Annotated in this window: 22 protein-coding genes and 1 tRNA gene; 5 read left to right on the top strand and 18 right to left on the bottom strand. The window is 55.7% G+C overall.

Annotated features, from left to right (window positions below; translation table 11 throughout):
• Window positions 1-9: 9 nt before the first annotated feature.
• Both Q9245_RS10035 and Q9245_RS10030 read right to left on the bottom strand, forming a co-directional pair.
• Complete coding sequence (locus Q9245_RS10035) at window positions 10-2331, bottom strand: Tex family protein (protein ID WP_305897005.1); 2322 nt, start codon at window positions 2329-2331, stop codon at window positions 10-12.
• A gap of 56 nt (window positions 2332-2387) precedes the next feature.
• Complete coding sequence (locus Q9245_RS10030; protein WP_305897004.1) at window positions 2388-4115, bottom strand: bifunctional diguanylate cyclase/phosphodiesterase; 1728 nt, start codon at window positions 4113-4115, stop codon at window positions 2388-2390.
• A gap of 144 nt (window positions 4116-4259) precedes the next feature.
• Here Q9245_RS10030 and rep point away from each other — a divergent pair, with 144 nt between their 5' ends.
• On the top strand, window positions 4260-6278 hold the full coding sequence (gene rep, locus Q9245_RS10025) for a DNA helicase Rep (RefSeq protein WP_305897003.1): 2019 nt from the start codon (window positions 4260-4262) through the stop codon (window positions 6276-6278).
• 50 nt (window positions 6279-6328) lie between these two features.
• On the opposite strand, the gene Q9245_RS10020 is transcribed toward rep, so the two are convergent.
• Window positions 6329-6736, bottom strand: coding sequence for a cytochrome c5 family protein (locus Q9245_RS10020; protein ID WP_305897002.1), 408 nt, complete (start codon window positions 6734-6736; stop codon window positions 6329-6331).
• A 206-nt stretch (window positions 6737-6942) separates the two neighbouring features.
• Here Q9245_RS10020 and Q9245_RS10015 point away from each other — a divergent pair, with 206 nt between their 5' ends.
• Together Q9245_RS10015 and Q9245_RS10010 are read left to right on the top strand one after the other, a co-directional pair.
• Complete coding sequence (locus Q9245_RS10015) at window positions 6943-7281, top strand: hypothetical protein (RefSeq protein ID WP_305897001.1); 339 nt, start codon at window positions 6943-6945, stop codon at window positions 7279-7281.
• 11 nt (window positions 7282-7292) lie between these two features.
• Complete coding sequence (locus Q9245_RS10010; RefSeq protein ID WP_305897000.1) at window positions 7293-8399, top strand: phospholipase A; 1107 nt, start codon at window positions 7293-7295, stop codon at window positions 8397-8399.
• Between the two features lie 117 nt (window positions 8400-8516).
• Here Q9245_RS10010 and Q9245_RS10005 read toward each other — a convergent pair whose 3' ends face one another.
• From Q9245_RS10005 to Q9245_RS09935, 15 genes are all read right to left on the bottom strand, one after another.
• Window positions 8517-9869 carry a phosphomannomutase gene (locus Q9245_RS10005; RefSeq protein ID WP_305896999.1) on the bottom strand — a complete coding sequence of 451 codons (1353 nt, stop codon included), beginning with the start codon at window positions 9867-9869 and terminating at the stop codon, window positions 8517-8519.
• A 9-nt stretch (window positions 9870-9878) separates the two neighbouring features.
• Entirely contained in the window at window positions 9879-10355 is a 477-nt protein-coding gene (gene bfr, locus Q9245_RS10000; RefSeq protein ID WP_114334875.1) for a bacterioferritin, read from the bottom strand.
• A gap of 151 nt (window positions 10356-10506) precedes the next feature.
• Window positions 10507-10713: a bacterioferritin-associated ferredoxin gene (locus Q9245_RS09995; protein WP_305896998.1), complete on the bottom strand. Its 207-nt coding sequence runs from the start codon at window positions 10711-10713 to the stop codon at window positions 10507-10509.
• Between the two features lie 99 nt (window positions 10714-10812).
• Entirely contained in the window at window positions 10813-12105 is a 1293-nt protein-coding gene (pepQ, locus tag Q9245_RS09990) for a Xaa-Pro dipeptidase (protein WP_305896997.1), read from the bottom strand.
• Window positions 12106-12176: 71 nt separating this feature from the next.
• Window positions 12177-13187, bottom strand: a complete 1011-nt coding sequence (locus tag Q9245_RS09985; RefSeq protein WP_305896996.1) for an ABC transporter ATP-binding protein — start codon at window positions 13185-13187, stop codon at window positions 12177-12179.
• Window positions 13184-14182 (bottom strand): ABC transporter ATP-binding protein, encoded by a 999-nt coding sequence (locus Q9245_RS09980; protein ID WP_305896995.1) that lies wholly within the window; start codon window positions 14180-14182, stop codon window positions 13184-13186. The genes Q9245_RS09985 and Q9245_RS09980 overlap by 4 nt, the downstream gene beginning before the upstream one ends.
• A 4-nt stretch (window positions 14183-14186) precedes the next feature.
• A complete protein-coding gene (locus Q9245_RS09975; protein WP_305896994.1) occupies window positions 14187-15119 on the bottom strand; it encodes an ABC transporter permease in 933 nt (310 codons plus the stop codon).
• Window positions 15116-16165: an ABC transporter permease gene (locus tag Q9245_RS09970; protein WP_305896993.1), complete on the bottom strand. Its 1050-nt coding sequence runs from the start codon at window positions 16163-16165 to the stop codon at window positions 15116-15118. Before Q9245_RS09970 ends, Q9245_RS09975 begins: the two co-directional genes overlap by 4 nt.
• Before the next feature lie 80 nt (window positions 16166-16245).
• Window positions 16246-17808 (bottom strand): ABC transporter substrate-binding protein, encoded by a 1563-nt coding sequence (locus Q9245_RS09965; protein ID WP_305896992.1) that lies wholly within the window; start codon window positions 17806-17808, stop codon window positions 16246-16248.
• Window positions 17809-17972: 164 nt separating this feature from the next.
• Entirely contained in the window at window positions 17973-18404 is a 432-nt protein-coding gene (locus Q9245_RS09960; protein ID WP_305896991.1) for a hypothetical protein, read from the bottom strand.
• A 29-nt stretch (window positions 18405-18433) separates the two neighbouring features.
• Window positions 18434-20161: a GGDEF domain-containing response regulator gene (locus Q9245_RS09955; protein WP_305896990.1), complete on the bottom strand. Its 1728-nt coding sequence runs from the start codon at window positions 20159-20161 to the stop codon at window positions 18434-18436.
• The gene (locus Q9245_RS09950) at window positions 20148-20591 is read right to left on the bottom strand and encodes a response regulator (RefSeq protein WP_305896989.1); all 444 of its coding nucleotides are present in this window, start codon (window positions 20589-20591) and stop codon (window positions 20148-20150) included. The genes Q9245_RS09955 and Q9245_RS09950 overlap by 14 nt, the downstream gene beginning before the upstream one ends.
• Complete coding sequence (locus tag Q9245_RS09945; RefSeq protein ID WP_305896988.1) at window positions 20588-21874, bottom strand: ATP-binding protein; 1287 nt, start codon at window positions 21872-21874, stop codon at window positions 20588-20590. Before Q9245_RS09945 ends, Q9245_RS09950 begins: the two co-directional genes overlap by 4 nt.
• A gap of 110 nt (window positions 21875-21984) precedes the next feature.
• The gene (locus Q9245_RS09940; RefSeq protein ID WP_305896987.1) at window positions 21985-22707 is read right to left on the bottom strand and encodes an LrgB family protein; all 723 of its coding nucleotides are present in this window, start codon (window positions 22705-22707) and stop codon (window positions 21985-21987) included.
• Window positions 22700-23065 carry a CidA/LrgA family protein gene (locus Q9245_RS09935; RefSeq protein ID WP_305896986.1) on the bottom strand — a complete coding sequence of 122 codons (366 nt, stop codon included), beginning with the start codon at window positions 23063-23065 and terminating at the stop codon, window positions 22700-22702. The genes Q9245_RS09940 and Q9245_RS09935 overlap by 8 nt, the downstream gene beginning before the upstream one ends.
• A gap of 71 nt (window positions 23066-23136) precedes the next feature.
• Here Q9245_RS09935 and Q9245_RS09930 point away from each other — a divergent pair, with 71 nt between their 5' ends.
• Together Q9245_RS09930 and Q9245_RS09925 are read left to right on the top strand one after the other, a co-directional pair.
• Window positions 23137-23682, top strand: a complete 546-nt coding sequence (locus tag Q9245_RS09930) for a YaeQ family protein (RefSeq protein ID WP_305896985.1) — start codon at window positions 23137-23139, stop codon at window positions 23680-23682.
• Between the two features lie 91 nt (window positions 23683-23773).
• A tRNA-Arg gene (locus Q9245_RS09925) sits at window positions 23774-23850 on the top strand.
• The last annotated feature ends 10 nt before the right edge of the window (window positions 23851-23860 follow it).

Here is a 23860-nt window from a genome sequence, read left to right as displayed (position 1 = left end):
GAATAGGGGTCAGCGACCGTCTTTTCGCGCCGAGGCCAAAGCCTGAGCCAGCGCACCAGCCATGGCACCTTGGCCCTGGTTGCCCTGCGGCTTGCTGCCGGTGCGTTTGCCAGTTCGTTCGCCGCCTCTGGCAGGCTTGGCCGCACTCTCGGCACCCGGTTGGTCGTCCATGCGCATAGACAGTGCAATCCGTTTACGGGGGATGTCCACTTCCATGACCTTAACCTTCACAATATCACCCGCTTTTACTACTTCGCGGGGATCTTTGACGAAAGTATTAGACAACGCAGAGATATGGACCAAACCGTCCTGATGCACACCGATATCAACGAACGCGCCGAAATTGGTCACGTTGGTCACCGAGCCCTCAAGCACCATACCCGGCTTCAGATCGCTCAGGGTTTCGACACCCTCTTCGAAACTGGCGAAGCGGAATTCAGGGCGCGGGTCCCGGCCCGGCTTTTCCAGTTCCGCGATGATGTCTTTCACCGTCGGCAAGCCAAACTGTTCGGTGACATAGTCCTGCGGGTTCAGACTGCGGAGGAAGCTGGCATCTCCCATGATGTCTTCCACCTTCCGGTTGTTGCGCTTGGCGATAGCTTCGGCCACACCATAGGCTTCCGGGTGCACGGAAGAGCCGTCCAGCGGGTTTTCCGCGCTGGCGATGCGCAAGAAGCCCGCGGCTTGCTCAAATGTACGCTCACCCAAGCGGGCAACCTTCATCAGCTGCTTACGGGTCTTGAATACACCATTCTGGCTCCGGAAATCGACAATATTCTGCGCGATGGTCTGACTTAATCCAGACACTCTTGCCAGCAGCGGAACGGATGCCGTGTTCAAGTCCACACCGACGCCGTTTACGCAATCTTCAACCACCGCATCCAGACTACGGGATAACTGCACTTGCGAGACGTCGTGCTGGTACTGCCCCACCCCGATGGATTTCGGCTCGATCTTTACCAGTTCCGCCAATGGATCTTGCAAACGGCGGGCGATGGATACTGCGCCACGGATGGTTACATCCAAATCTGGCAATTCCCGGGAGGCAAATTCCGAGGCGGAGTAAATCGAGGCGCCGGATTCGTTCACCACAATTCGGGCGAGTTTCAATTCCGGGTGACGCTTGGTCAGGTCGGCCACCAGTTTCTCGGTTTCACGGGAAGCCGTGCCGTTACCGATAGCCACCAGTTCAATCTTGAATTTCTGACACCAAGCCGCCAGCTGGGCGATCGAACGATCCCACTGATTCTTTGGTGCATGAGGGTATATCGCACCGTGATCAAGTACCTCGCCAGTGCCATCGATAACCGCCACCTTGACACCGGTACGCAGGCCGGGATCCAAGCCCAGGGTTGGCCGAGGTCCGGCCGGCGCCAGCAGCAGCAAATCTTTCAGGTTGGCGGCAAACACGTTGATCGCTTCCGCTTCAGCGGCTTCGCGCACCTGGGCCATCAAGTCGGTTTCGATCTGGGTGGACAGTTTCACGCGCCAGGTCCAACGCACCACGTCGCTCAGCCACTTGTCGGCAGCACGGCCGTTGTCACGAATGTTCCAGTGCGCAGCAATGCGCTGTTCGGCCGGGTGCGGCTGGGCACGATCGTCTTCCGCATCGCCCATGACAATGGAAAACGTCAGCACGCCTTCGTTACGGCCGCGCAGAATGGCCAGCGCTCGGTGTGAAGGGACTTTTTTGAGCGGTTCAATATGGTCGAAATAGTCGCGGAACTTGGCGCCTTCGGTTTCCTTGCCAGCGACCACCGTGACTTTCAGCTGCCCTTCTTGCCAAACAAAGTTTCGCAATGCTCCCAACAGTTCCGCGTCTTCGGCAAACCGTTCCATCAGGATATAACGGGCTCCGTCCAACGCGGCTTTGGTGTCTTCAACATTGGCTTCGGGATTCAGATAGCCGGAAGCGGTGCTTTCGGGGTCCAGTGCGGGATTGTCATACAACGCATCAGCCAGTGGCTCCAGCCCGGCTTCACGAGCGATCTGGGCTTTGGTGCGACGCTTGGGCTTGTAGGGCAGGTATAAATCTTCAAGGCGATTTTTGGTATCCGCAGCACTGATGCTGGCTCGCAGTTCGTCGGTCAGCTTGCCTTGCTCGTCGATGCTTTTGAGAATCGCGCCGCGACGGTCTTCGAGTTCGCGCAGGTAACGCAAGCGCTCTTCCAGAGTTCGCAACTGACTGTCGTCCAGCGAGCCGGTCACTTCTTTCCGGTAGCGGGCAATAAACGGAACCGAGGCCCCTTCGTCCAGCATAGCAACCGTGGCGTTAACCTGTTGCTCGCGTACTCCAAGTTCTTCAGCAATGCGCTGGGAGATACTGTTCATGCAACCTCTGTGATATCGCTTGCGAAATTAAAGCGCAAAGGTACAGCGGCTTACTCTTACAGGCAAGCGGACCGGTTCTGATGGGTCAAAAATTGAACAAGCTCCTCCCACGGCATGGGCCGGGCGAAGTAAAAGCCCTGAATCTCGTCACAATGCTGCTGTTGCAGAAACTCCAGCTGCTCTTTGGTCTCGACACCTTCCGCCACCACGCTCATGTGCAGGCTGTGAGCCAGCGTAATAATGGCCCGAATAATGTGTTCCGCATCCGCTGACTTTCCCAAGTCCTGAATAAACGACTTATCAATCTTAACCAGCGAAATCGGCAGGTGCTGCAGGTTACTCAACGACGAATACCCGGTACCGAAATCATCCAGGGCAAAGCTCACCCCCAACTGATTGAGTTCGCGAAGGCAACGCTGGGCATACTCGGGGTTATGCATCATGGCGCTTTCGGTGAGTTCCAGTTCCAGCAAACTGGTATCCACATTGGCATTGAAAATAATGCGGAAGATGGTTTCTGTCATTTTCGGATCGTGGAACTGACGGAACGATAAGTTTACCGCCAACACCAAACCCGGGAACCCCAGTTCCGCGCTTTCCTGCAGGCGCTGACACGCCTGCTCAATCACCCAGTAACCAATGGGCACGATCAAGCCACTGCGCTCTGCCACCGGGATGAATTCATCGGGCCCGATCATACCGCGTTTCGGATGATTCCAGCGCAGCAAGCATTCCATGCCGCGCACTTCGCCCGTCGCCAGATCAATCCGCGGCTGGTAATACAGTTCCAGCTCCTGCGCACGGATTGCGTGGCGCAGGTCCGTTTCCAGTCGCAACTGGTGCCCGGTCGAAATGTGCAGCTCCCTGTTATAAAAACGATAGCTGGTGCCGGTATCCTGCTTGGCCTCGAACATGGCGCGATTCGCCCGGCGCATCAATTCTTCCGGGCTGTCGCCCGCCTCGGGATAGGTCGCCACCCCCAAACTGGCACTGACCACAAGGCTTTGGCCATCAATGACGACCGGTTCGGGCACGGTCATGACCAGTTTCCGAATGACCTGGCTGAGGTCCAGAGAATCTTCAACTTTTTCAATAATAATCGCCAGCTCGTCACCGCCGATCCGGACCAGAGAGTCCACCCGCCGCAAGGTTTTGCCAAGCCGTTCGGCTAGCTGGACAATCAGCTGATCACTTTTCTGGTACCCGAAGGATTCGTTAATGCTGCGAAAACTGTCCACGTTCAAGTGCATCAAGGCCAGCCGGCTCTTGGTGCGCTCAGCTCGCAGAAGCGCTTGCTGCAAGCGATCAAAAAACAGATCCCGATTGATAAACCCGGACGCCACTTCCCGGCCCAATTGATCGTGGGAAAACCCGGCAAGCTGTGCCCGATACCACAGACATTTAACCGCGCGCCGAAATCCCCAGGCTTCCAGGCCGTGGCGGCACAGATAGTCTGCCGCGCCACTGGCTTGCATCTCCGGCCCCTTTTGTTCACTGGCCTCCGCGCTGATCGCAAGAACGGGTATATCGCCACTGGAGACCGTCAAATACTGGAGAAAGGACGATTCACACCCGGCGTGAAACACACAATCCCAAACAATCACATCAAAACTGGCGTTGTAGATCAGGTCATCACATTCGATAAGGTCGGGGCACCAGGTTGCATCGGGGAGCAGTTCCGCATCATCCGACAGCATGGACTGATACCACAAAAAGTCCGTGTACTCGGGAGTCAAAACGAGAAGACGCAGGCGGTCGCGCCTGCTGTCAGGTGGCAAGGTCATCGCACGGGATCCATGTATCGTTAAACTTAGCGTCCGTAGTTTCTAGCATAGCGTATAGATCCCGAAGGTACATACTGACGCGCTGGTGTAGAATAGAAAAACAGAGACACCTCCTGCACGTTTCTTTTATTTGGCCTCAATACTGTGAACAAGCTCAATCCCAGACAACGAGAAGCGGTTCGTTACGCAGACGGCCCCCTATTGGTGCTGGCCGGTGCGGGCAGCGGCAAAACCAGTGTGATTACCCGAAAGATTGCTCACCTGATTGAAGAGCTGGGCATTCCCGGCCGCCATATTGCGGCGCTGACGTTTACCAACAAAGCCGCTCGGGAAATGAAAGAACGGGTCGGCAAGATCGTTGACCGGGGAAAGGCCCGGGGTTTGATTGTATCGACCTTCCACAACCTGGGGCTGAACATCATTCGGGACGAGCACCCCCACATGGGTTACCACCCCGGATTTTCGATTTTTGATGCGGAAGATGCCAAAGCCTTGCTGCAAGACCTGATGATGCGCGGCGGCAGCGCCGAGGCAGGCGATGAAGTCAACGACGTGCAGATGACCATTTCATCGTGGAAAAACGCTCTGCGCAGCCCTGCCGAGGCCTACAGCAAAGCCTCGGACGAACGGGAGCAGCGCATTGCCATTATCTACAAACACTACAACGAATACCTGAAAGCGTATAACGCCGTTGATTTTGATGACCTGATTCTGTTGCCGGTACAGCTGTTCCGGGATTTTCCGGATGTGCTGGCGAAGTGGCGCAAGAAGATTCGCTACCTGCTGGTGGATGAGTATCAGGACACCAACGTCTGCCAGTACGAACTGGTCAAACAACTGGTGGCGGAGCGCGCCGCGTTTACCGTGGTCGGCGACGACGACCAGTCGATTTACGCCTGGCGAGGGGCCCGACCGGAAAACCTGGTCCAGCTCAAAGAGGACTTCCCGAGCCTGAAAATCGTCAAGCTGGAGCAGAACTACCGCTCCACCGGCCGGATTCTGCGCAGCGCCAACACCGTTATCGCCAACAACCCCCACGTGTTCGAGAAAGCCCTGTGGAGTGACCACACCATCGGTGAGGAAATCCGGATTATTCGGTGCCGCAGCGAAGATGCGGAAACGGAGCGGGTCGCGACCGAAATACTGGATCAAAAGCTCAAGAATGGCCTGAACTTTCAGGATTTCGCAGTGCTTTACCGAGGCAACCATCAGGCCCGTCTGTTGGAAATGAAGCTACAGGCCTATCAGATTCCGTATCGCCTCTCCGGCGGTCAATCGTTCTTTTCCAAGAGCGAAATCAAAGATGCCATGTCGTACCTTCGATTGCTGATCAACCCCGATGATAATGCGGCCTTTTTGCGCGTGGTGAACGTACCTCGTCGGGAGATCGGCCCGCGCACGCTCGAGCAATTGAGCCACTATGCCCGCTCTCGCAACGTCAGCCTGTTCAAGGCGTTGAGCGATATGGGTGCCGAGACTCACGTCACGGAGAAGGGGCTGGACCGCCTCCGACGTTTCGCCCACTGGGTGGACAAAACCTGCGAACGACTGTTTTCCGAAGACCCGATTCCGGTGATCAAGCAGCTGTTTACCGACATTGAATACGAAGAATGGCTGCATCAGCACTCCGGCAGCCCGAAACAAGCGGAGCGCCGGATGGAAAACATCTGGTATCTGGTGGAATCCATCCAACGAATGCTGGACGACGGCAAAGGCACCGCAGACGAGCTCGGCATCGAAGATGCCATCGCCAAGCTGATTCTGCGCGACATGATGGAGCAGCGGCAAGAGGAAGACGACAGCGACAAAGTACAACTGCTGACACTCCATGCCTCCAAGGGTCTGGAGTTTCCGCACGTGTTCATTATGGGCCTTGAAGAAGAAATCCTGCCGCACCGGAGCAGCATTGAAGAAGGCAATATCGAGGAAGAACGCCGGCTGATGTACGTGGGCATCACCCGCGCGCGGGAAACCCTGTCGCTGACTTATGCTGCCTCACGGAAACAATACGGGGAAAAACTTGAAACCATCCCCAGCCGCTTTCTGGATGAGCTACCCGAAGAAGATGTGAAGTGGGAGGGCTTGGGCGATCAGGATAAAGAGGCCAACCAGAAAAAGGGTAAAGCCACTCTGAGCGCGCTGATCGGAGATCTCGGGCTCTAAACCAACAAAGCCCCGCACAATGCGGGACTTTGTTGTATTGCAAGCCACACTTACTGGCTGGACTCGACCATGTGCTCAACGGCTGCGGTGATTTCTTCATCCGAGCATGACGCACAGCCACCTTTCGCGGGCATGGCGTTGAAACCGTTGAGTGCGTGCTCAATCAGCGTGTCGATGCCTTTATCGATGCGAGGCGCCCAGGCACCGGCATCACCGACAACCGGCGCACCAGCAGCACCCGTTGCGTGGCACGCCATGCAAGTGGAATCGTAAACTTCGCTGCCAGAACGCGGTCCTGAGCTAGCTGTCGCAGCAACCGCCTGTCCACACTCGTCACCCTGCAGGCAAAGCTCACCCACTGGTTTGATGCGCTCACGGATCTCATCTTCAACACTTGCCAGTGCAGTACCGGCAGCCAGGCTAAAGCCAAGCAAACCAACAGCCAGGACTCTCTTCATCTTCACAATGCACCTCGCATTTGAGCGTTATAATATTTCGGTCGCAGCATTATAGCGATTGAGCCCCCGCAAAAAAACCAAACAGCAGAATCAGAATTTGATTTCAACCCATTTAATGACAGTTTTGTAGGCAGCAACCCAACAGTAAGCATTTCCGGTTACCATAGGCGCTACTGTATCACCCTTCACGATCTGTGAGTTTTAATATGAGTCAAATACCCGCTAACCAACCGGATAAACGGCGCAGGCCACTGCTGATTCTGGAATTTGGTTGCCTTGCGATTCTCTTGCTTTCGATGGGCTGGTTCAGCACTCAGTCCAGCGCCGATAACCCGATCAGCCCGGCTTGGTTGCTGGTTCCGGCCGTTGCCAGCCTCGGGGTTTTTCTGAGCTTTATCGGTTTGATGTATCTACGCTGGGTTGCTTCGGCCACCGATGAACGCCGCAGCCGCCACAGAGTGATCTTTGCATTACTCGCCATCACGCTGCTGGGTGTTTGGGTATACGGCATCGGCAACACATGGATTAGCCTCAACGCCCGCTAACAGGAGCCGATATGACCCTACGATTTTGCCTTGCCATACCGTTGTGCGCCGCGACTCTGGCTCTTGCGTTACCGGCCTGGGCGGAGAGTGAAAAAAACGCCGATAACGTGGACTGCGCGCTCATTCTGGACGGCTTACGCCGGCTTGCTTGTTACGATGCTCAACACAATCCGAAAGCGGCCCGGGAAGAGGCAAAAGAAGAAGCTCTGGAACAGGCGAACCAACGTGCCGATACGTTGGCGGTGGACAAGGAGAAGCGCGAGGAGATTGTGGGCAATGCCCTGGAGGATGATCCGGATTCGGGTGTTATGGATTCGCTGGTCAGCAGTTATCTGGAGGCGGAAAAGAGCCTGTTTTACTTCACCGGCAGCTTTGTTTCCCACAAGCCCAATTACATTTTGCCTTTGACCTGGGTGAAAAACCCGAATTACACGCCGTACAGCCCCCGGTTGGGCCATACCTTTTACGATTACGATCTCACCCGGGAGGAAGCGAAGTATCAGCTCAGTTTCAAGATTCCACTGCTGACCGGCATTTTCGATGAGAAAACCACGTTCTGGTTTGGTTATACCCAGAAGTCGCTCTGGCAGGTGTATAACCAGGATGAGTCGGCACCATTCCGGGAAACCAATTATGAACCGGAGTTGTTTTTTCGCCATCAACTGAACTGGAACATCGGGCCGGGTACGTTAAACACGGTGTCGGTGGGGCTCAACCATCAGTCCAACGGGCAGGCGGACCCGCGTTCGCGGAGTTGGAACCGGATTGTGGGCTCGGCGGCCTACAGTTATAACCGGTGGCTGTTTATGGTGAAGCCTTGGTTGCGGCTTCCGGAGCGCAGCAGCGATGATGACAATGCCGATATTGAGCGGTTTTTGGGGCACGCCAGTTATCACGCGGTGTATAAGCTTACGGAGGATCGTACGTTTTCTTTGAAGCTGATGAATAATTTGCGGTCGGATAACCGGACGTCGGTGGAGTTTGGGTATAGCTTCCCAATGGGCGATTCGTTGAAGGGGTTCTTCCAGTATTACAACGGGTATGGGGAGAGCTTGATTGACTATAACGTGCGGATTGAGCGATTTGGTATTGGGGTTATGTTGAACGACTGGCTCTAAGCACTAGAGTAAAACAAGGTGCGGGGCACCCCTCTGAAACGGAAAACGTGGTTTTCCTGATAGTTTCAGAGGGGTGCCCCGCACCTTGTTCCCGATCTTAGTGCTAAACGCCTTTTGTTATGCGTTCAGCCTTTCCATTCCTTCTAGCAGTTCTTTGGTTTTCTCTTCCATCAGGGCGATATCCGCTCGGGATTCTACGTTCAGGCGAACCACCGGTTCGGTGTTCGACATGCGCAGGTTGAAGCGCCAGTTGTCGAATTCGATACTCAAACCGTCAACAAAGCTGATGCTTTTCGCACCGAAGGAGTACTTCTCTTCGATGGCGGCGATCACTTTTGCCGGGTCGTTGATGGTGCGGTTGATTTCGCCGCTGGCCGGGTAGGCTTCGATTCTGGCGTCGATGAGGGACGACAGGGTTTGGCCGGACTGGCACAGGCGTTCGGCGATCAGCAGCCACGGGATCATGCCGCTGTCGCAGTAGGCGAAGTCGCGGAAGTAGTGGTGGGCGCTCATTTCGCCGCCGTACACAGCGTCTTCGTCGCGCATGCGTTGTTTGATGAAGGCGTGGCCGGTTTTACTTTCGATGGCTTTGCCACCGGCGGCTTCAACCAGATCCTGGGTGTTCCAGACCAGTCTTGGGTCGTGGATGACGCTGCCGGGGCCGGTTTTTCTGAGGAACTGATCCGCCAGCAGGCCGACGATGTAGTAGCCCTCGATGAAGCGGCCGTTTTCGTCGAAGAAGAAGCAGCGGTCGTAGTCGCCGTCCCAGGCGATGCCCATGGCGGCGCCGTGTTCTTTGACGGCTTCGGCGGTGGCGGCCCGGTTTTCTTCGAGGATGGGGTTGGGCACGCCGTTCGGGAAGTTTCCGTCAGGCTGGTGGTGCACTTTGATGAACTCGAACGGCAGGTGTTTTTCGAGTTCGTCGATCACCAGACCGGCGCCGCCGTTACCGGCGTTGACGACGATTTTCATCGGCTTCAGGGCCGCCGCGTCGATGTAACCCAGCAGGTGGTCGATGTAGGCGCTGGTGACTTCCAGTGTTTCGTATTTGCCTTGCACCGGGGCATCCGCGAACGGCTCTTTTACCCGATCACGGATCTCGTTCAGCCCGTTGTCCGAACTGATCGGGCGGGATTCCGGCCCCACCATTTTCATGCCGTTGTGGTGCTTGGGGTTGTGGCTCGCGGTGACCATGATGCCGCCGTCTGCGCGGTAATGGCTGGTCGCGAAGTACACGTACTCGGTGCCGCACAAGCCGATGTCGAGCACGTCGGCACCGGCAGCCATCAGGCCGGAGCTCAGAGCTTCGGCAATTTCCGGGCTGGACAAACGGATGTCGTATCCGACGATGACCTTTTTCGCGCCGGTAATTTCCACATACGCCCGGCCGATTTTCTCGGCCAGGGTCGGGTTCAGTTGGTCCGGCACACTGCCGCGCAGGTCATAGGCCTTAAAGCAAGACAGATCCATTGTAAGTAATTACTCCGCTGCGGATGACTGTAGCTGAATGTAGTTCTGGATGCCCATCTGTTTGATCATTTCCAGCTGGGTTTCCAGCCAGTCGATGTGTTCTTCTTCGCTGTCCAGAATGCTGCGGAACAGCTGACGGGTGGTGTAATCGTTCACCTGTTCGCAGTAGGCGATGGCTTCTTTCAGATCCACGTGGGCCATGTGTTCGATTTTCAGATCGCATTCGATCATTTCCTGCACATGCTCACCAATAAGAAGCTTGTTCAGGTCTTGCAGGTTGGGCAGGCCTTCGAGGAACAAAATGCGCTCGATCAGCTGATCGGCGTGCTTCATTTCATCGATGGATTCTTCGTATTCTTTGGCGGCGAGTTTGGTGATGCCCCAGTCTTTGTACATGCGTGAATGCAGGAAATACTGGTTGATGGCCGTCAGTTCGTTGGCGAGTACCTTGTTCAGGTACTGGATGACTTTCTTATCACCTTTCATTGCAGCGCTCCTTGATCTCCGCGGCCGTTTCAAGCTGTAAACGATGACCAGCGGCTGGTTCGGGTTCAGCGAATTCTTGCCGAATTCGCATTTCACCAGACAAGGATAGCGTGTTAGCGCAGTTTTCTAAATCGGAGAGGGAAAAAACCCGTCAGGCGGGGGTCGCCAGCAGGTTGGCCATCGCCAGATAGTCTGAAGAGCGGGCCTCTTTCAATATACTGCGGGCCATGCTGGCGCAACGGCCGCACTGGGTGCCGACACCCAGTTCTTTGCCTAACTGGCGAACGGAAGAAGCACCATTTTCTGCGGCTTCACGGATGTCTCTGTCTGTTACACCGTGGCAAAGGCATACGTACATACGAGGATCTCACTAACGATAACAATGTTAGTGATAATTATTGTCATTCACATCCCCGATTGCAACCCCGGCTGCGTTATTTTTGCGCAACAAACAAAACTACGATTCGGCCTCGCGGGTCAGGTTACGATTCCCCGTCTCCGTCACCACCACATTGTCTTCAATGCGGATGCCACCGCAGCCCTGCAATTCTTCTATCCGCTCGCGATTCAGGTGCTCTCCGAGAGGGCCGGCCAATATCGGCTCCAGTAGCGACGGGATGAAATACAACCCGGGCTCGATGGTCACCACCATGCCCGGCTCCAACGTTCGAGTCATGCGCAGGAACGGAGCATCCTCCGGTGGCGGGACCGGTTTGCCGCCCACATCGTGCACCTGAGCACCGAGGAAGTGCCCAATACCGTGGGGGAAGAAGGCTCGGGTGATGCCTTCGGCCACCATATCTTCGTCGCTCAACCCGGTCACCAGACCCGCAGCATTCAGAAGCGCGGCAATGCCCTGGTGGGTCCGGCGATGGATATCCACATAGTCCACGCCCGGGGCCACCATGTCACACAGCCGGAACTGCAGCTGCTCAAGCCCGTGCACCAAAGCGGCAAAGCGCCCTTCCTCCAAACCGGGCGTTGTGCGGGTTATATCAGAACAATAGCCCCGGTAACGCACACCGGCATCGATCAACAGGCTGCGGGATTTCACCGGCGTTGCGGTGTCGTAGTATTGATAGTGCAAAGTGCCCGCGTGCTCGTTGATACCGATAATGCTGTGATACGGCGCTTCAGCTTCCCGCTGCCGTGTGGCCTGCTGATAGGCCAGACTGACATCAAATTCGCTGGCGCCCGCCAGAAACGCATCCCGAGCCGCGCGATGGCCTGCCACGGCTAACACGTTGGCCTTTGCCAAACAGGCTATTTCGTAGGGGGTTTTATGGATTCGGGTTTCATCCAGCGCGGCGCACAACGCATCCGGGTTGTGACTGCCGGGCAGCCCGGCCAGCAGGTTGGGGTCACCGATAACCGCTAATGCGTTCACGCCCTCCAGGTCGGGTGCTGCGCGGCGGTCGCTGTATGTCAGTTCGACCTCTGCGTGCCAGGGCTCCGGAGTCAGCTCCAGTGTTGCATGCCAGAAGTCCACCGGCTGATACAACGACAACAGCGGCTTGCGCCCGGGCCGAATCAGTAGCCAGGCGTGTTCAAACCCCGCCAACCCCGTCCAGTGCAGGAACGGGCCATAGCCCTGAAACGCCCAACCCTGATCGTCACCGTATTGCAGGGGCGACGCACCGGAGCTGATCAACAACCCGTCATACCCTTGATCCGCCATGGCGGTCTGGTATCGAGTCTGAAGCGTTTTGATGTGATCGCGCTGAAGCATCAGCAAATCGGTGTCCGGCATCTCGGGTTCCTGTTCAGTTGGTGTCGTTGAAGAAAAGCCTCCCTGCTGTCTTCCTGGTTTGCCTTGGCTTGTTACAGCCGCCCTTCTTCCACCCCGTGGCAAGCCACCTGCACATTGGCATCGGTGGCGATCAACTTCGGCACCTCGGTGCGGCAGCGTTCGTTGGCGTGGGGGCAGCGGCCGTGGAAAACACACCCTGACGGCAAATTAACCGGCGTTGGCACTTCACCTTGCAGTCGAATGTAATTGGGCCGTTCATCTTCCAGACGAGGAATCGCTGACAGCAATGCCTGCGTGTACGGATGCCGAGGGGTAGCGAACAAGGACTTCGTGTCCGCCAGCTCACACACCCGCCCCAGATACATCACCGCCACCCGGGTACCGAAGTGCTCGACCACCGCCAAGTCGTGGGTGATGAACAGATAGGTCAGGTTGCGGGTTTCCTGCGCTTCCATCATCAGGTTCAGTACCTGCGCCTGAATGGACACATCCAGCGCGGAGATCGGCTCATCGGCCACGATAAACTCTGGGTCTACCGCAAGCGCTCGAGCAATGGCGATGCGCTGGCGCTGACCGCCGGAGAATTCATGACCGAAGCGCGCGCCCCAATCGGGGTCAATCCCGACCGATTGCATCACATCTTGCACCTTCGCGCGCACTTCACTCTGGGACAAATCCGGCTGGTGAAAGCGCACTGGCTCTTCCAGCGTTTGCTGAATGGTCATGCGCGGGTTCAACGACGCATAAGGGTTCTGGAAGATCATCTGCATTTTTCGCCGATAGGGCAGCGCATCTCGCCCTTTCAGGTTATCAATGCGCTGGCCATCGTAGTGGATCTCGCCAGCGGAGGGCGACAACAGCCCCATCACGGTGCGGGCCACCGTCGATTTGCCGCAACCGGATTCACCCACCACGCACAGGGCTTCACCTTTCTGTACCTGCAGATCGACGCCGTTGATGGCGTGAACGGCTTCCTGTTTGCGCTGGAAGCGACCGTCTTTGAAGGTGATTTGCTCCAGCAAACTGCCGGACAGATCGAACTCTTTTTCCAAGCCACGAATGTCAACCAAGGGGGAGGTCATGGGCGCTCCTCCTGCATGTGCTTCTCCTGTTCAATCCGTTTGCTGACTTCAAAACACGCCACATCTACTTGCCCGGCATGCACATAGTCCGGCATGGCTTGACGACACTCGTCCGTTGCATATTCACAGCGGGGGTGGAACGGGCAACCGGTGGGAACGTTTTTCAGAGACGGCATAGAGCCGGGAATCTGGAACAGTCTGGCGCCCGGCTCACCCATCTGCGGCAAGGCGTTGATCAGGCCAACCGTGTATGGGTGCTGGGCGTTGTCGATAATTGCTCGAGTCGGACCCTGTTCAATAATACGGCCGGAGTACATCACCAGCATCCGCTGAGTTACCTGAGACACCACACCCAGATCGTGGGTAATCAGCATCAGCGCAACATTTTCCTGCTCACACAGGTTAAGCAGCAAATCCATGATTTCGGCCTGAATGGTGACATCCAGCGCCGTAGTTGGCTCATCCGCGATAATGACTTCCGGATCCAGCAACAGGGCGATGGCAATGATCACCCGCTGGCGCATGCCGCCAGACAACTCATGGGGGTACTGATCCAACCGCTTCTCGGGCGAAGGAATCTGCACTTTTTGAAGCCGGTCCAGGGCAATCGCACGAGCTTCTTTTTTGCTGATTTTCCGGTGTGCCAGAATGGCCTCAACCATTTGCGTGCCAATGGTGAGCACCGGGTTCAGGGTCATCATCGGGTCCTGAAAAATCATCGCGATGCGGTTGCCCCGAATCTTGCGCAACTCGCGTTCGCTCATGGCGGCCAGGTCTTTGCCTTCAAACAGGATTTGACCACCGGCGATGTAACCCGGCTTGGCGATGAGGTTCAGGATGGAGAAAGCCGCCACTGATTTACCAGCGCCAGACTCCCCCACCAAACCTAGCCGCTCACCTTTATCCAGGCTGAAACTGATGCCGCGCAAAGCTGTTAAATCGCCGCCACGCACCGCAAAACGTACATCCAGATTTTTTACTTCCAACAGTGCCATGGCGTTACCCCTTATACAGCCGTGGGTTCATCACATCCCGCAACCAGTCACCCAACAGGTTGATGACCAGCACGAGCACCACCAGCACCAGACCCGGGATCAAGGTGATCCACCAGGAGCCGCTCTGAATGTAATCAAAGCCGGATTTAATCAAAGAGCCCAACGACGGCTGGGTTTCCGGCATCCCCAAGCCCAGAAACGACAACGCCGCTTCTGAAATGATGGCGTTGGCGATCTGCACGGTGCCAATGACGAAAATCGGCGACAGCGTATTAGGCAAAATATGGCGGAACATAATGCGCGGCGTGCCAAAGCCCATGACCTTGGCGGCATCCACATATTCTTTCTTCTTCTCCGCCAGCACCGAGGCGCGCACGGTACGGGCGATCTGTGGCCATTCGGCCACACCGATGATGAAGATCAGCATGTAAATGGCAATTTCCCCGAACATCAGGTTGCCGAAACTGGCTTTGAAAACGGCCCCCACAATGATGGCAACCATCAGAGTAGAAAACGACAGCTGCACATCCGCAATGCGCATCAGCACGGCATCGACTTTGCCGCCCAGGTAGCCGGCCATCAGGCCGAACAGCACACCCAGAATCGACTGCAGCAAGACAGCGCCGAAACCAATCATCAACGACACCCGGGTACCGTATAAAATGGTGGAGAGCAGATCGCGCCCCTGAGCATCGGTACCGAGCGGGAAAGCCGGATCAGCGCCATCCAGCCCGGCCGGGGGCAACTCGGAATTCATGATGTCGATCTGCGCCAGATCGTAGGGATCAGCGGGCGCCAGCATAGGCGCAAACACCGCCGCCAACACCATCAGCAACAAGACAACAAAGCTGAGAATCGCCACTTTATCGCGCTTGAAGCTGTACCAGAAAAAGGACTCGCGGAAGCGGTCCCAGCGGGAAACCGTTGCCGTTGTCATGCTTTCTTACCTGCCAGTTTGACGGTGGGGTTGACCAATCCGTAGATCAAATCCACCAGTGTGTTGGTAATCACAAAGATCAGGCCTACCACCATCAGGTAAGCCACAATCAACGGGATGTCACTGCGGGTGATGGCTTCCAGGAACATCAATCCTAATCCGGGCCACTGGAACACTGTCTCGGTCAGAATCGTGTAGGCCACCATAATGCCAATCTGAACCCCGCCAACGGTGATCACTGGCAGCATGGTGTTCTTCAAGGCATGAAGGAAGTTAATTCGGCCGGCACTCAAGCCTTTGGCTCGGGCAAAACGGATGTAGTCGCTCTGCAGCACTTCCATCATTTCCGCGCGGATCAGGCGGATAAACAACGGCAACATGATCGAGGCCAGCGAGATACACGGCAGCAACAGATGCGCCAAGCCTTCGCGCGTAAACAACCCGGACTCCCAAGTGCCGAACAGGTGAACAAGATCATCGCCACGACCGTAGGACGGCAAACCGCCTTCGGTAGTCAGAAGCTCATTCAGCCATTGCCCCCAGCCGGTGTCGCTCGGAAACCAGTTCACGGTGACACCAATGGAGAACAACTGAATCAATACAATAGCCGTGAGGAACACCGGTATCGAGATACCCACCGTGCTCACGCCCATAAAGAATTTGGACAGCCATGCCTGTGGCCGGATAGCCGAATAAACGCCGATCGGAACCGATAAAAATATGATGATCAAACTGGCGCCAATGACCAACTCAAGGGTTGCTGGCAAGTGCTCTGCAATCACCTCGAGCGCTGGCTTGCTGTAAAAATAAGAGTTGCCAAGGTCGCCTTGAATGGCTTTTCCGGCAAACCGGAAATACTGGACCAGAAAGGGATCGTTCAACCCCAACTCTTCTCGAATGGCTTCCCGCTCTTCTTCAGAAACGGACATGCCCACCATTTCCTGAAGCGGGTCCCCGAGGCCATCCTGTATGGCAAAGGCGATCACACTGATTACAAACATAACCAGCAACGCCTGGGATATCCGCTGAACTAAAAAAGCTAGCATGAGGGTTTTACCGTTGGTGAGTACTAGTTTACCCCTCCCCCATTGCGGGAGAGGGGTTTGAGGACAGGAACTAGTGCCTGTTATTCAACGACCAGATCACCCAGATACGGGAAGTTCATCACGTTGAGTACAGGTGCAATGCTGACGCCTTTTTTGGCTGCCCATGCCAGATCCTGCCAATGCAAAGGTACGAAAGCGGCGTCATCGTACAAGCGCTGCTCAACTTCTTGCAACATGGCAGCACGCTTGTCGAGGTCGGTTTCAACGTTGGCTTTCTGGACCAGCGCGTCGATTTCCGGGTTGCAGTAGTTGCCGGCGTTGTATTGGCCCGCGCCCGAGTCGGCTTCCGGACAGAAGGTCAGGAACTCGAAGAAGTTCGCAGAGTCTTCGGTATCGGCATGCCAGCCAATCAGCATCATGTCTGCTGCACGGTTATCGTACTCCGGCCAGTACTGGGCTTTCGGCAAGGTTTTCAGATCCACCTTGATGTTGATCCGAGCCAACATCGCGGCAGCCGCCTGGGCGATTTTGTCATCGTTCACGTAGCGGTTGTTCGGCGCCATCATAGTGATGGTGAAGCCATCCTCATAGCCCGCTTCTTTCATCAACTGCTTGGCTTTGGCCACATCAAACCGCGGCTTCAGGTTTTCGTTGTGGCCCTGATAACCGGCTGGCGACATTTGAGCCGCTGGCGTGGCAAAGCCCTTCATGATTTTGGCCGCAATGCCTTCCTGGTTGATGGCATAGGCGATGGCTTGGCGCACCTTCGGGTTCTTGAACGCTTCAACCCGCTCCTGATTCATGTGGAACAGGATGATACGAGTACCGCTCATGGTGACCAGTTCGCTGTTGCGATCGCGCTTGATGCGGTCCAGATCATTGGGTGGCACCGGCGCAATGAAATCCACACCACCAGACAGCAGCGCTGACACGCGGGTCGCGTTTTCTTTGATCGGTGTCAGAACAATTTTGCCTACGTTGCCCGGCGACTCGGTATCCCAATAGTCTTCGAAACGCTCAAACTCCACGCGCACGCCCTGGCGACGATCCGCGACCGTGAAAGGCCCGGTACCCGATAGATTTTCGGAAGCGAAAGAGTTGCCGTGTTTGAGAATGGCACCTTTGTCTTTGCCGTCTTCGGTTTCACCGCTATAGAACTGGCTGTCCAGCGGGAAGATGTAGGTGGCGGTATTGAGCAGCAGCGGGTAGGGCTCGGAGGTCATCAGCTCGAAGGTGTAATCATCGATCACCTTGATGCCACTGAAGGGCTTGAAGATCGCCTTAAAGTCCTGGCTTTGCTTCAAACGATCGAAGGTGAATTGAACATCGGCAGTGGTCAGCTCGTTACCGGAGTGGAACTTCACGCCTTTGCGCAGTGTAAAGCGCATGGTGTTTTCGTCTACACGCTCCCAGCTTTCGGCAAGGCGCGGCTCGAAGCCCAGATCTTTTGTCCAGCGCACGAGCGGATCAAACGTCATGTGTGACAACTGCAGAATACCGCCCGACAGCTGTTCATGGATATCCAGAGTCACCGGATCAGAGTCGTACGCCACCTTCAGTTCTTTCGTTGCTTCTGCAGACATGGCCAAAGGCGCGGTCGCCAGCGCCATTGAACCAACAAAAGCTGCTAATAATTTTTTCATCGCGTATCCCATCGTCATTATAAGAATTTTGGGTGCATCGATGCTCTATATGCATTCGACGTCTAAGCTCAAAACTAGCTGGCAAAGTACAGTACATCAATAGAAATTATTAGTCAGGGGGCTGGCGTAGGAAATGGCGAGCGCAGGTTCTGTGCGTGTGCCATTTAAGCGGTTAACGCCACCTTGAACCAATAGGCCTCGATCACCCGCATAACCTCAACCAACCCCTGAAAGCGGACGGGAACCCGGATCACTGACGCTGCGCCGCACGAATACAACCTAGCGAGATCGAATGTCGCCTGTTCCGAGTAAAAAATGATGACGGGCACATGACTGAATCGCTCCGAAGCTTTCACTTTCAGGATCCAGTCATCGACACCGGTCGTCTCTTCCCTGATCAGATACATCAACAAATGCGGCAACGCATCGAAATCCTCTGCAAGACCTGCGACACGCTCATTGAACTCCCCCTCGCTAGCCATCACCGTCAGGTTGTGACCCAAGGCGTTCATGCGCAAAGCTTCTTCGAGGTCGTCACCTTCTTTGCTTGCGGCAATCAACCACACGTTCAAATCGACTTTCCGTGGATACAACATCGTCTCTCCCTAACCTTCTACCTTGATTGTCACTGTGCTTTGCCGTCGGCCCGCCCCCGCAAAGCCCGTTGGCTGGCTTCTTTAAAATTCTGGGGCTCGGACACGAGGTATCCCTGCCCCAGCGCACATCCTATTTCACGAAGCGAGGCCAACTGCCGGGATGTTTCGATGCCCTCGGCTATAACCTCCATACCTAAGGACTTTGCCATGGTCACAATTGCGGTACAGATCTCCGGTTCCTTCAATTCAACCGAGCCTTCCGATACAAAACTTTTGTCGATTTTCACGATGTCTGCGGGAAATTGCCGCAAATAACGCAGCGAGGAGTAACCGGTCCCGAAATCATCGATGGCTATTTTGACACCCAATGCGCGCAACCGAACCAACTCGTTTGCTACCCGGCCGTGCTCTTCCACGCCGTCCAGCAAACTTTCCTCGGTGACTTCAATCTCAAGCCGGTCCAGCGTCACTCCATGTGTTGATGCCAACGCTTCTACCGCATCCACAAACCTGCCGGACTTCAGCTGCAGTGGCGATACATTGAGGGCGATCCGGCAATCCGATACACCCTGTTGTTGCCACTCTCGCAGGTACTCGCAGACTTTCGATACCACCCACTCGCCAATGGGAACAATCAGGCCGGTCTTCTCGGCAACCGGGATGAACTCGAACGGAGATATCATCTCGTCGGCACCCGCATGCCAGCGCAATAAAGCTTCAAACCCCGTTAAACGCTGATCCTCCAGCGTCCACTGCGGCTGCAGATACAACTCAAACCGGTCGTGCTCCAACGCGTTCCGCAATCCTTTCTCAATATAGAGATGTCTCTCCAGCTGGGTTTGCAAGTTGGCGGTAAAACACTGAATCTTGCTAACCCCATTTCGCTTCGCCTCATAAAGCGCAATGTCCGCTTTTTGCATCAGCTTGATCGGCGTATCGCCGTTTTCCGGATACAACGCGACCCCGACACTGGCGGTAATATTCAACTCGTGAGGGCCCACCGGTGACGGGCGGGATAAGGCAAGTACGATTTTATGCGCGACGGCCAAGGCATCACCGACACTGTGCAGATCATCGATGAGAACAGTGAATTCATCACCGCCAATCCGCGCGATGAAATCAGACTCCCGAACGACCGCTTTCAGGCGATCCGATATCAGTAACAACAACAAGTCACCGGTGGGGTGGCCGAGCGAATCATTGATCTCCTTGAAGCGGTCGAGATCAAGGAAAAGCACGGCCAGTTTACCGCCTGAGCGCTTGCATCGTGCCAGCGAGCTTTCAAGAATCTCTTCAAACAGAAGGCGATTGCCCAACCCTGTTAACGGGTCTCGCTTCACCAAGCTCTGAAGTTCCAACTCAGCCTCTTTGTGCCGGATCGCATGGCGAATCGTGCGTTCCAGTAGCGACAAACTGATTTCATCCTTGGGCAAAAAGTCGGCGGCGCCCAGCTCGAGTACCTCGTCGTCTATTTTCTGCGAATCGGCCCCGGTCAAAACCACAATCGGGACTTCGCAATGGATTCTTCGGGCTTCCTGCAGGATGTCACAGGCCGTTTCCCGACCCAGAAAATAATCCACCAGAAACACATCGCATTCCGGCGCCAACAATTCCTGGCGCGCTTCGTCCAGCGAGCCGAAATGACACAACTGAAACCGATACCGTGTCGAGCCCAGGAGCAACTCGTCCAGAATAAGGAAATCAGCGGGGTCATCGTCAATGATATGAACCCGAATCGTTTTCTTATTGCTTACCACTAGGCAACTCCACTACTGAACACCAATAAGCGTTAAATGCTTTTACCTGGGCCACCAGTTTTTCGAAATCCACTGGTTTGGCAATGTACGAATTGGCTCCCAGTTGATAACTGTTGAGCACCTCCTCTTCTCGATTGGAGGTGGTCATCACGATGACCGGCAGAAACCGGAGACTCGGGTCTTGCCGGATTTCAGCAAGACATTCTCGCCCATCCATTTTCGGCATATTCAAATCCAGCAGGATCAGCCCCGGCATGGGATACTCAACCTCGTTGCTGTAGGGCGGCTCGCGCCTCAGGTAGCGCATCAACGCAACGCCATTTTCGACGAAGTAGAGTGGATTCACCGCCTTTGCCTCTTCAAAGGCTTCTTTCGTCAGCAGTTGATCGAGCGGATCGTCATCAGCCATCAGAATCGGTACGGGCTTCAAAAACTGTCTCCCGAGCCAGTAGCCAGCGGCAAGTCAAACCGAAAGCGGGCACCTTTACCTTCCTCGCTCTCAGCATTGATGGAGCCACCGTGCCGCTCAACAATTTTGCGGCAAATGGCAAGGCCCATTCCGGTCCCCTCGTATTCGCCCCGACCATGTAGCCGCTTAAACACATCGAAGATCTGATCTTTATAAGCGGCGTCGAACCCTATCCCATTGTCGGTGACGGTCACTTCGCAGCGGCCGGGCAAACTACTCGGGTGTGCGGCGATCTCGATCACCGGTGGGGTCTCGGGCGGGCAATATTTCAGCGAATTGCCGATCAGGTTCTGCATCAGCTGCCGCAGCTGCGCCGCATCGCCGCGAACCCGACACAAGTCACCTACCTGAATGGTGGCACCGCTCTCTTCGATACGCAGCTGCAAATCCCGGCACGCGTCTTCGACGATCCGCTGCAAGCTCAGCTCTTCGTGGCCCTCGTCGCTGGAGCTGATGCGACTGTAACTGAGCAAGCTGTTAAGCAAGGCGTCCATCCGCTCGGCCGCCTCCCGAATGTAGCGTACAAACTGTTCGCCTTTTTCGTTGAATTCTCCGTACTTTCCGGTCATCAGCATTTGGGTAAACGCCATCAGTTTACGCAGCGGTTCCCGAAGGTCGTGGGACGCTATGAAGGCAAACTGTTCAAGATCTTCGTTAGAGCGCTCAAGCGCACGCGTTTGATGCTGCTGCTGTTTCTCCAGCCGACTGCGCTGCTCAATTTCTTCCTCCAGTCTTTGCTTCGTGCGGGTCAGTTCGGCGATCTGCCCTTCCAGATCAAATCGTGCCTTTTCAAGGTTTTGCTCTATCTCATTACGGTGAACAATTTCCGACTGCAGTTCCAGGTTGGCCGCTTGCAACTGGGCCGGCCGAGGCAAAGCCAGCGCCCTCGGGATCAGCGGCCAGACAAGAGCTGCGGTTATCAAGGAAACCGCGGCGGTTAGCGCCTTGAGAAACCCCGACAGGTAATAGGCACCGTTCCAGATGTTGTAGACCGCCATCAAGTGGGTCACGCCACAACAAAATATAAACAGCGCGAACAGCAAAAACATCCACTCAAACTCGATGTCTTTGCGTTTGTGCAGCAGCACGTATAGCGCCAGAGGGATGGTGAAGTAGGCGGCGGCGATGAGCGTGTCGGAAATAGCATGGAGGGCCAAGAGGTCGGAACGCCAGAGGTAGCAATGGCCATGCCCCATGAACGTCATATCCAGCCATTCCGGCAGGAGGGATCCGGTATCAGCCATGGCCTTCCCCGTTGACATTGACCTCTAGCAACATGCACGAGATCGATCGTTTGATTGTTGCTTTAACAATAGTCAATGAACCAAGGAGCGGCCACCCGGAAGTCTATGTGTTAATTCAAACTCCATATCAACGGCAGCATCAGCGCCGTAAATACCCCGGTCAGCCCCATTCCCAACGACGCGAACGCACCGGCCATTGGGCTGATTTCAAACGCTCTGGCAGTGCCAATCGCGTGGCCATTCAAGCCCAGCGCAAAACCGATAATCCGGTCGTCTTTGATGTTCAGCCATTTGGCCATCCAGTCAACGAACAACGACGCCAGCACACCGGTAATCAGCAATGCGCCCAGCGTGAGTGAAACGGAGCCGCCGACCTGTTCCGCAATCCCCATGGCGATCGGAGCGGTCACGGATTTGGGCGCCAGAGAGGCCAGCACCAATGGTGTTGCGCCCATCAGCCAGGCAATGCCGAGTGCATACACCGCCGCCAGCGTAGCCGCAACAGGCAAGGTCATCACGATGGGCTTCCAGAGCGCGCGAATGTGGTGCATTTGCTGGTACAGAGGTACGCCCAAGGCCACGGTGGTGGGCCCCAGCAGGACGGTCAGCCAGGCGGCCCCCGTGTAATATCGCTCAAACCCCAGCCCGGAGACGGCCACCACCACCGCCAACAGAAGCGCTGCGATCAGAACCGGCGGCATCCACAAGGGTTTTCGAAACCGGACAAACAGCCATTGAGCTGCAAGGAAGGCGCCTAGCGTCAACGCAATCGAGAGCATCGGCCCGGCGGTCAAAACCGTCAATGTATTCGTTGGCAATGAGGACTCAGTCATGATCACCGATCTCTTTTGTTAAACCTGCCGCTTTCTTCATTAACAACAACGTGGTCAACACACTGAGCAGCGTCCCCACAACCAGGGCCGCCACGACCGTCGTCCAGTAACCGGTAAACTGATCCACGATAAAAAACACACCCACCACTCCCGGGGTGATCAGCAGCACCAACACCGAGATCAGGCCCCGACTGGCTTCGGCAAGTTCGTCGCTGACCTTACCCCGTAGCATTAACGTGAAGGTCACCATGATCATGCCGAGCACGCCGCCACTAACCGGCAGCCCGGCCAAAAACCGCAGCGCTTCCCCAAGCAGGAAGAACACCACCAAAACCAGAAAACCGCGCAACATCACCATACTGCTATGCACTGCCTCGTCTAATTTGCATTACACTACGCCCTGCCCGACTTCACAGACAGGATTTCTCAATGGCACTGAAGGCCACTATATTCAAAGCCACGCTCCATATTGCGGACATGGACAAGCATTATTACGGCGACCACCACCTGACCGTCGCGCGTCATCCGTCAGAAACCGACGAACGCATGATGATCCGGCTCTTAGCCTTCGCCCTGAATGCCAACGACACCTTGGAGTTTACCAAAGGGCTCAGCAGTGACGACGAGCCGGAGCTTTGGCAGAAGTCCCTGTCGGACGAAATCGAACTCTGGATAGAACTGGGCCTGCCAGACGAGGACCGCATCCGCAAAGCCTGCAACCGCTCGAAACAGGTCATACTTTACACCTACGGAGGCCGAGCGGTGCCGGTGTGGTGGGAAAAACACCATAACAAGCTCGCCAGATTTGGCAATCTGACCATTGTAGATCTTCCGGCGGAAGCGATCACCGAACTGGCGAGCCTTGCCGAGCGCTCGATGACGCTTCAGGTGTCAATCCAGGACGGCGAAGTGACCTTCAGCAACGACTCAAGCCTGGTCAGCATCACGCCCGAGCAGCGGCTGCCGCAACAATGATGCAGTGACTTGCCCCCAAGGGCTAGACAGAAACCGCCCGCGCACGTAAGATTGCGCACTCGAAATTGATGAGCAATCGCCGATTTCGAATGCGCCCGTAGCTCAGCTGGATAGAGCGCTGCCCTCCGGAGGCAGAGGTCAGAGGTTCGAATCCTCTCGGGCGCGCCATTTTAATGGC

It is taken from the genome of Marinobacter sp. MDS2 (genome assembly GCF_030718085.1).
Taxonomy (GTDB): Bacteria; Pseudomonadota; Gammaproteobacteria; order Pseudomonadales; family Oleiphilaceae; genus Marinobacter.
The sequence above is the reverse complement of the archived record's forward strand: the minus strand, read 5'-3'. Positions and strand labels throughout refer to the sequence as shown.

Coding starts and splice junctions, on each gene's coding strand:
- Q9245_RS10035 (WP_305897005.1), bottom strand. CDS start 2,331: ATGAACAGTATCTCCCAGCGCATTGCTGAAGAACTTGGAGTACGCGAG.
- Q9245_RS10030 (WP_305897004.1), bottom strand. CDS start 4,115: ATGACCTTGCCACCTGACAGCAGGCGCGACCGCCTGCGTCTTCTCGTT.
- Q9245_RS10020 (WP_305897002.1), bottom strand. CDS start 6,736: ATGAAGAGAGTCCTGGCTGTTGGTTTGCTTGGCTTTAGCCTGGCTGCC.
- Q9245_RS10015 (WP_305897001.1), top strand. CDS start 6,943: ATGAGTCAAATACCCGCTAACCAACCGGATAAACGGCGCAGGCCACTG.
- Q9245_RS10010 (WP_305897000.1), top strand. CDS start 7,293: ATGACCCTACGATTTTGCCTTGCCATACCGTTGTGCGCCGCGACTCTG.
- Q9245_RS10005 (WP_305896999.1), bottom strand. CDS start 9,869: ATGGATCTGTCTTGCTTTAAGGCCTATGACCTGCGCGGCAGTGTGCCG.
- bfr (WP_114334875.1), bottom strand. CDS start 10,355: ATGAAAGGTGATAAGAAAGTCATCCAGTACCTGAACAAGGTACTCGCC.
- Q9245_RS09995 (WP_305896998.1), bottom strand. CDS start 10,713: ATGTACGTATGCCTTTGCCACGGTGTAACAGACAGAGACATCCGTGAA.
- pepQ (WP_305896997.1), bottom strand. CDS start 12,105: ATGCCGGACACCGATTTGCTGATGCTTCAGCGCGATCACATCAAAACG.
- Q9245_RS09985 (WP_305896996.1), bottom strand. CDS start 13,187: ATGACCTCCCCCTTGGTTGACATTCGTGGCTTGGAAAAAGAGTTCGAT.
- Q9245_RS09980 (WP_305896995.1), bottom strand. CDS start 14,182: ATGGCACTGTTGGAAGTAAAAAATCTGGATGTACGTTTTGCGGTGCGT.
- Q9245_RS09975 (WP_305896994.1), bottom strand. CDS start 15,119: ATGACAACGGCAACGGTTTCCCGCTGGGACCGCTTCCGCGAGTCCTTT.
- Q9245_RS09970 (WP_305896993.1), bottom strand. CDS start 16,165: ATGCTAGCTTTTTTAGTTCAGCGGATATCCCAGGCGTTGCTGGTTATG.
- Q9245_RS09965 (WP_305896992.1), bottom strand. CDS start 17,808: ATGAAAAAATTATTAGCAGCTTTTGTTGGTTCAATGGCGCTGGCGACC.
- Q9245_RS09960 (WP_305896991.1), bottom strand. CDS start 18,404: ATGTTGTATCCACGGAAAGTCGATTTGAACGTGTGGTTGATTGCCGCA.
- Q9245_RS09945 (WP_305896988.1), bottom strand. CDS start 21,874: ATGGCTGATACCGGATCCCTCCTGCCGGAATGGCTGGATATGACGTTC.
- Q9245_RS09940 (WP_305896987.1), bottom strand. CDS start 22,707: ATGACTGAGTCCTCATTGCCAACGAATACATTGACGGTTTTGACCGCC.
- Q9245_RS09935 (WP_305896986.1), bottom strand. CDS start 23,065: ATGGTGATGTTGCGCGGTTTTCTGGTTTTGGTGGTGTTCTTCCTGCTT.
- Q9245_RS09930 (WP_305896985.1), top strand. CDS start 23,137: ATGGCACTGAAGGCCACTATATTCAAAGCCACGCTCCATATTGCGGAC.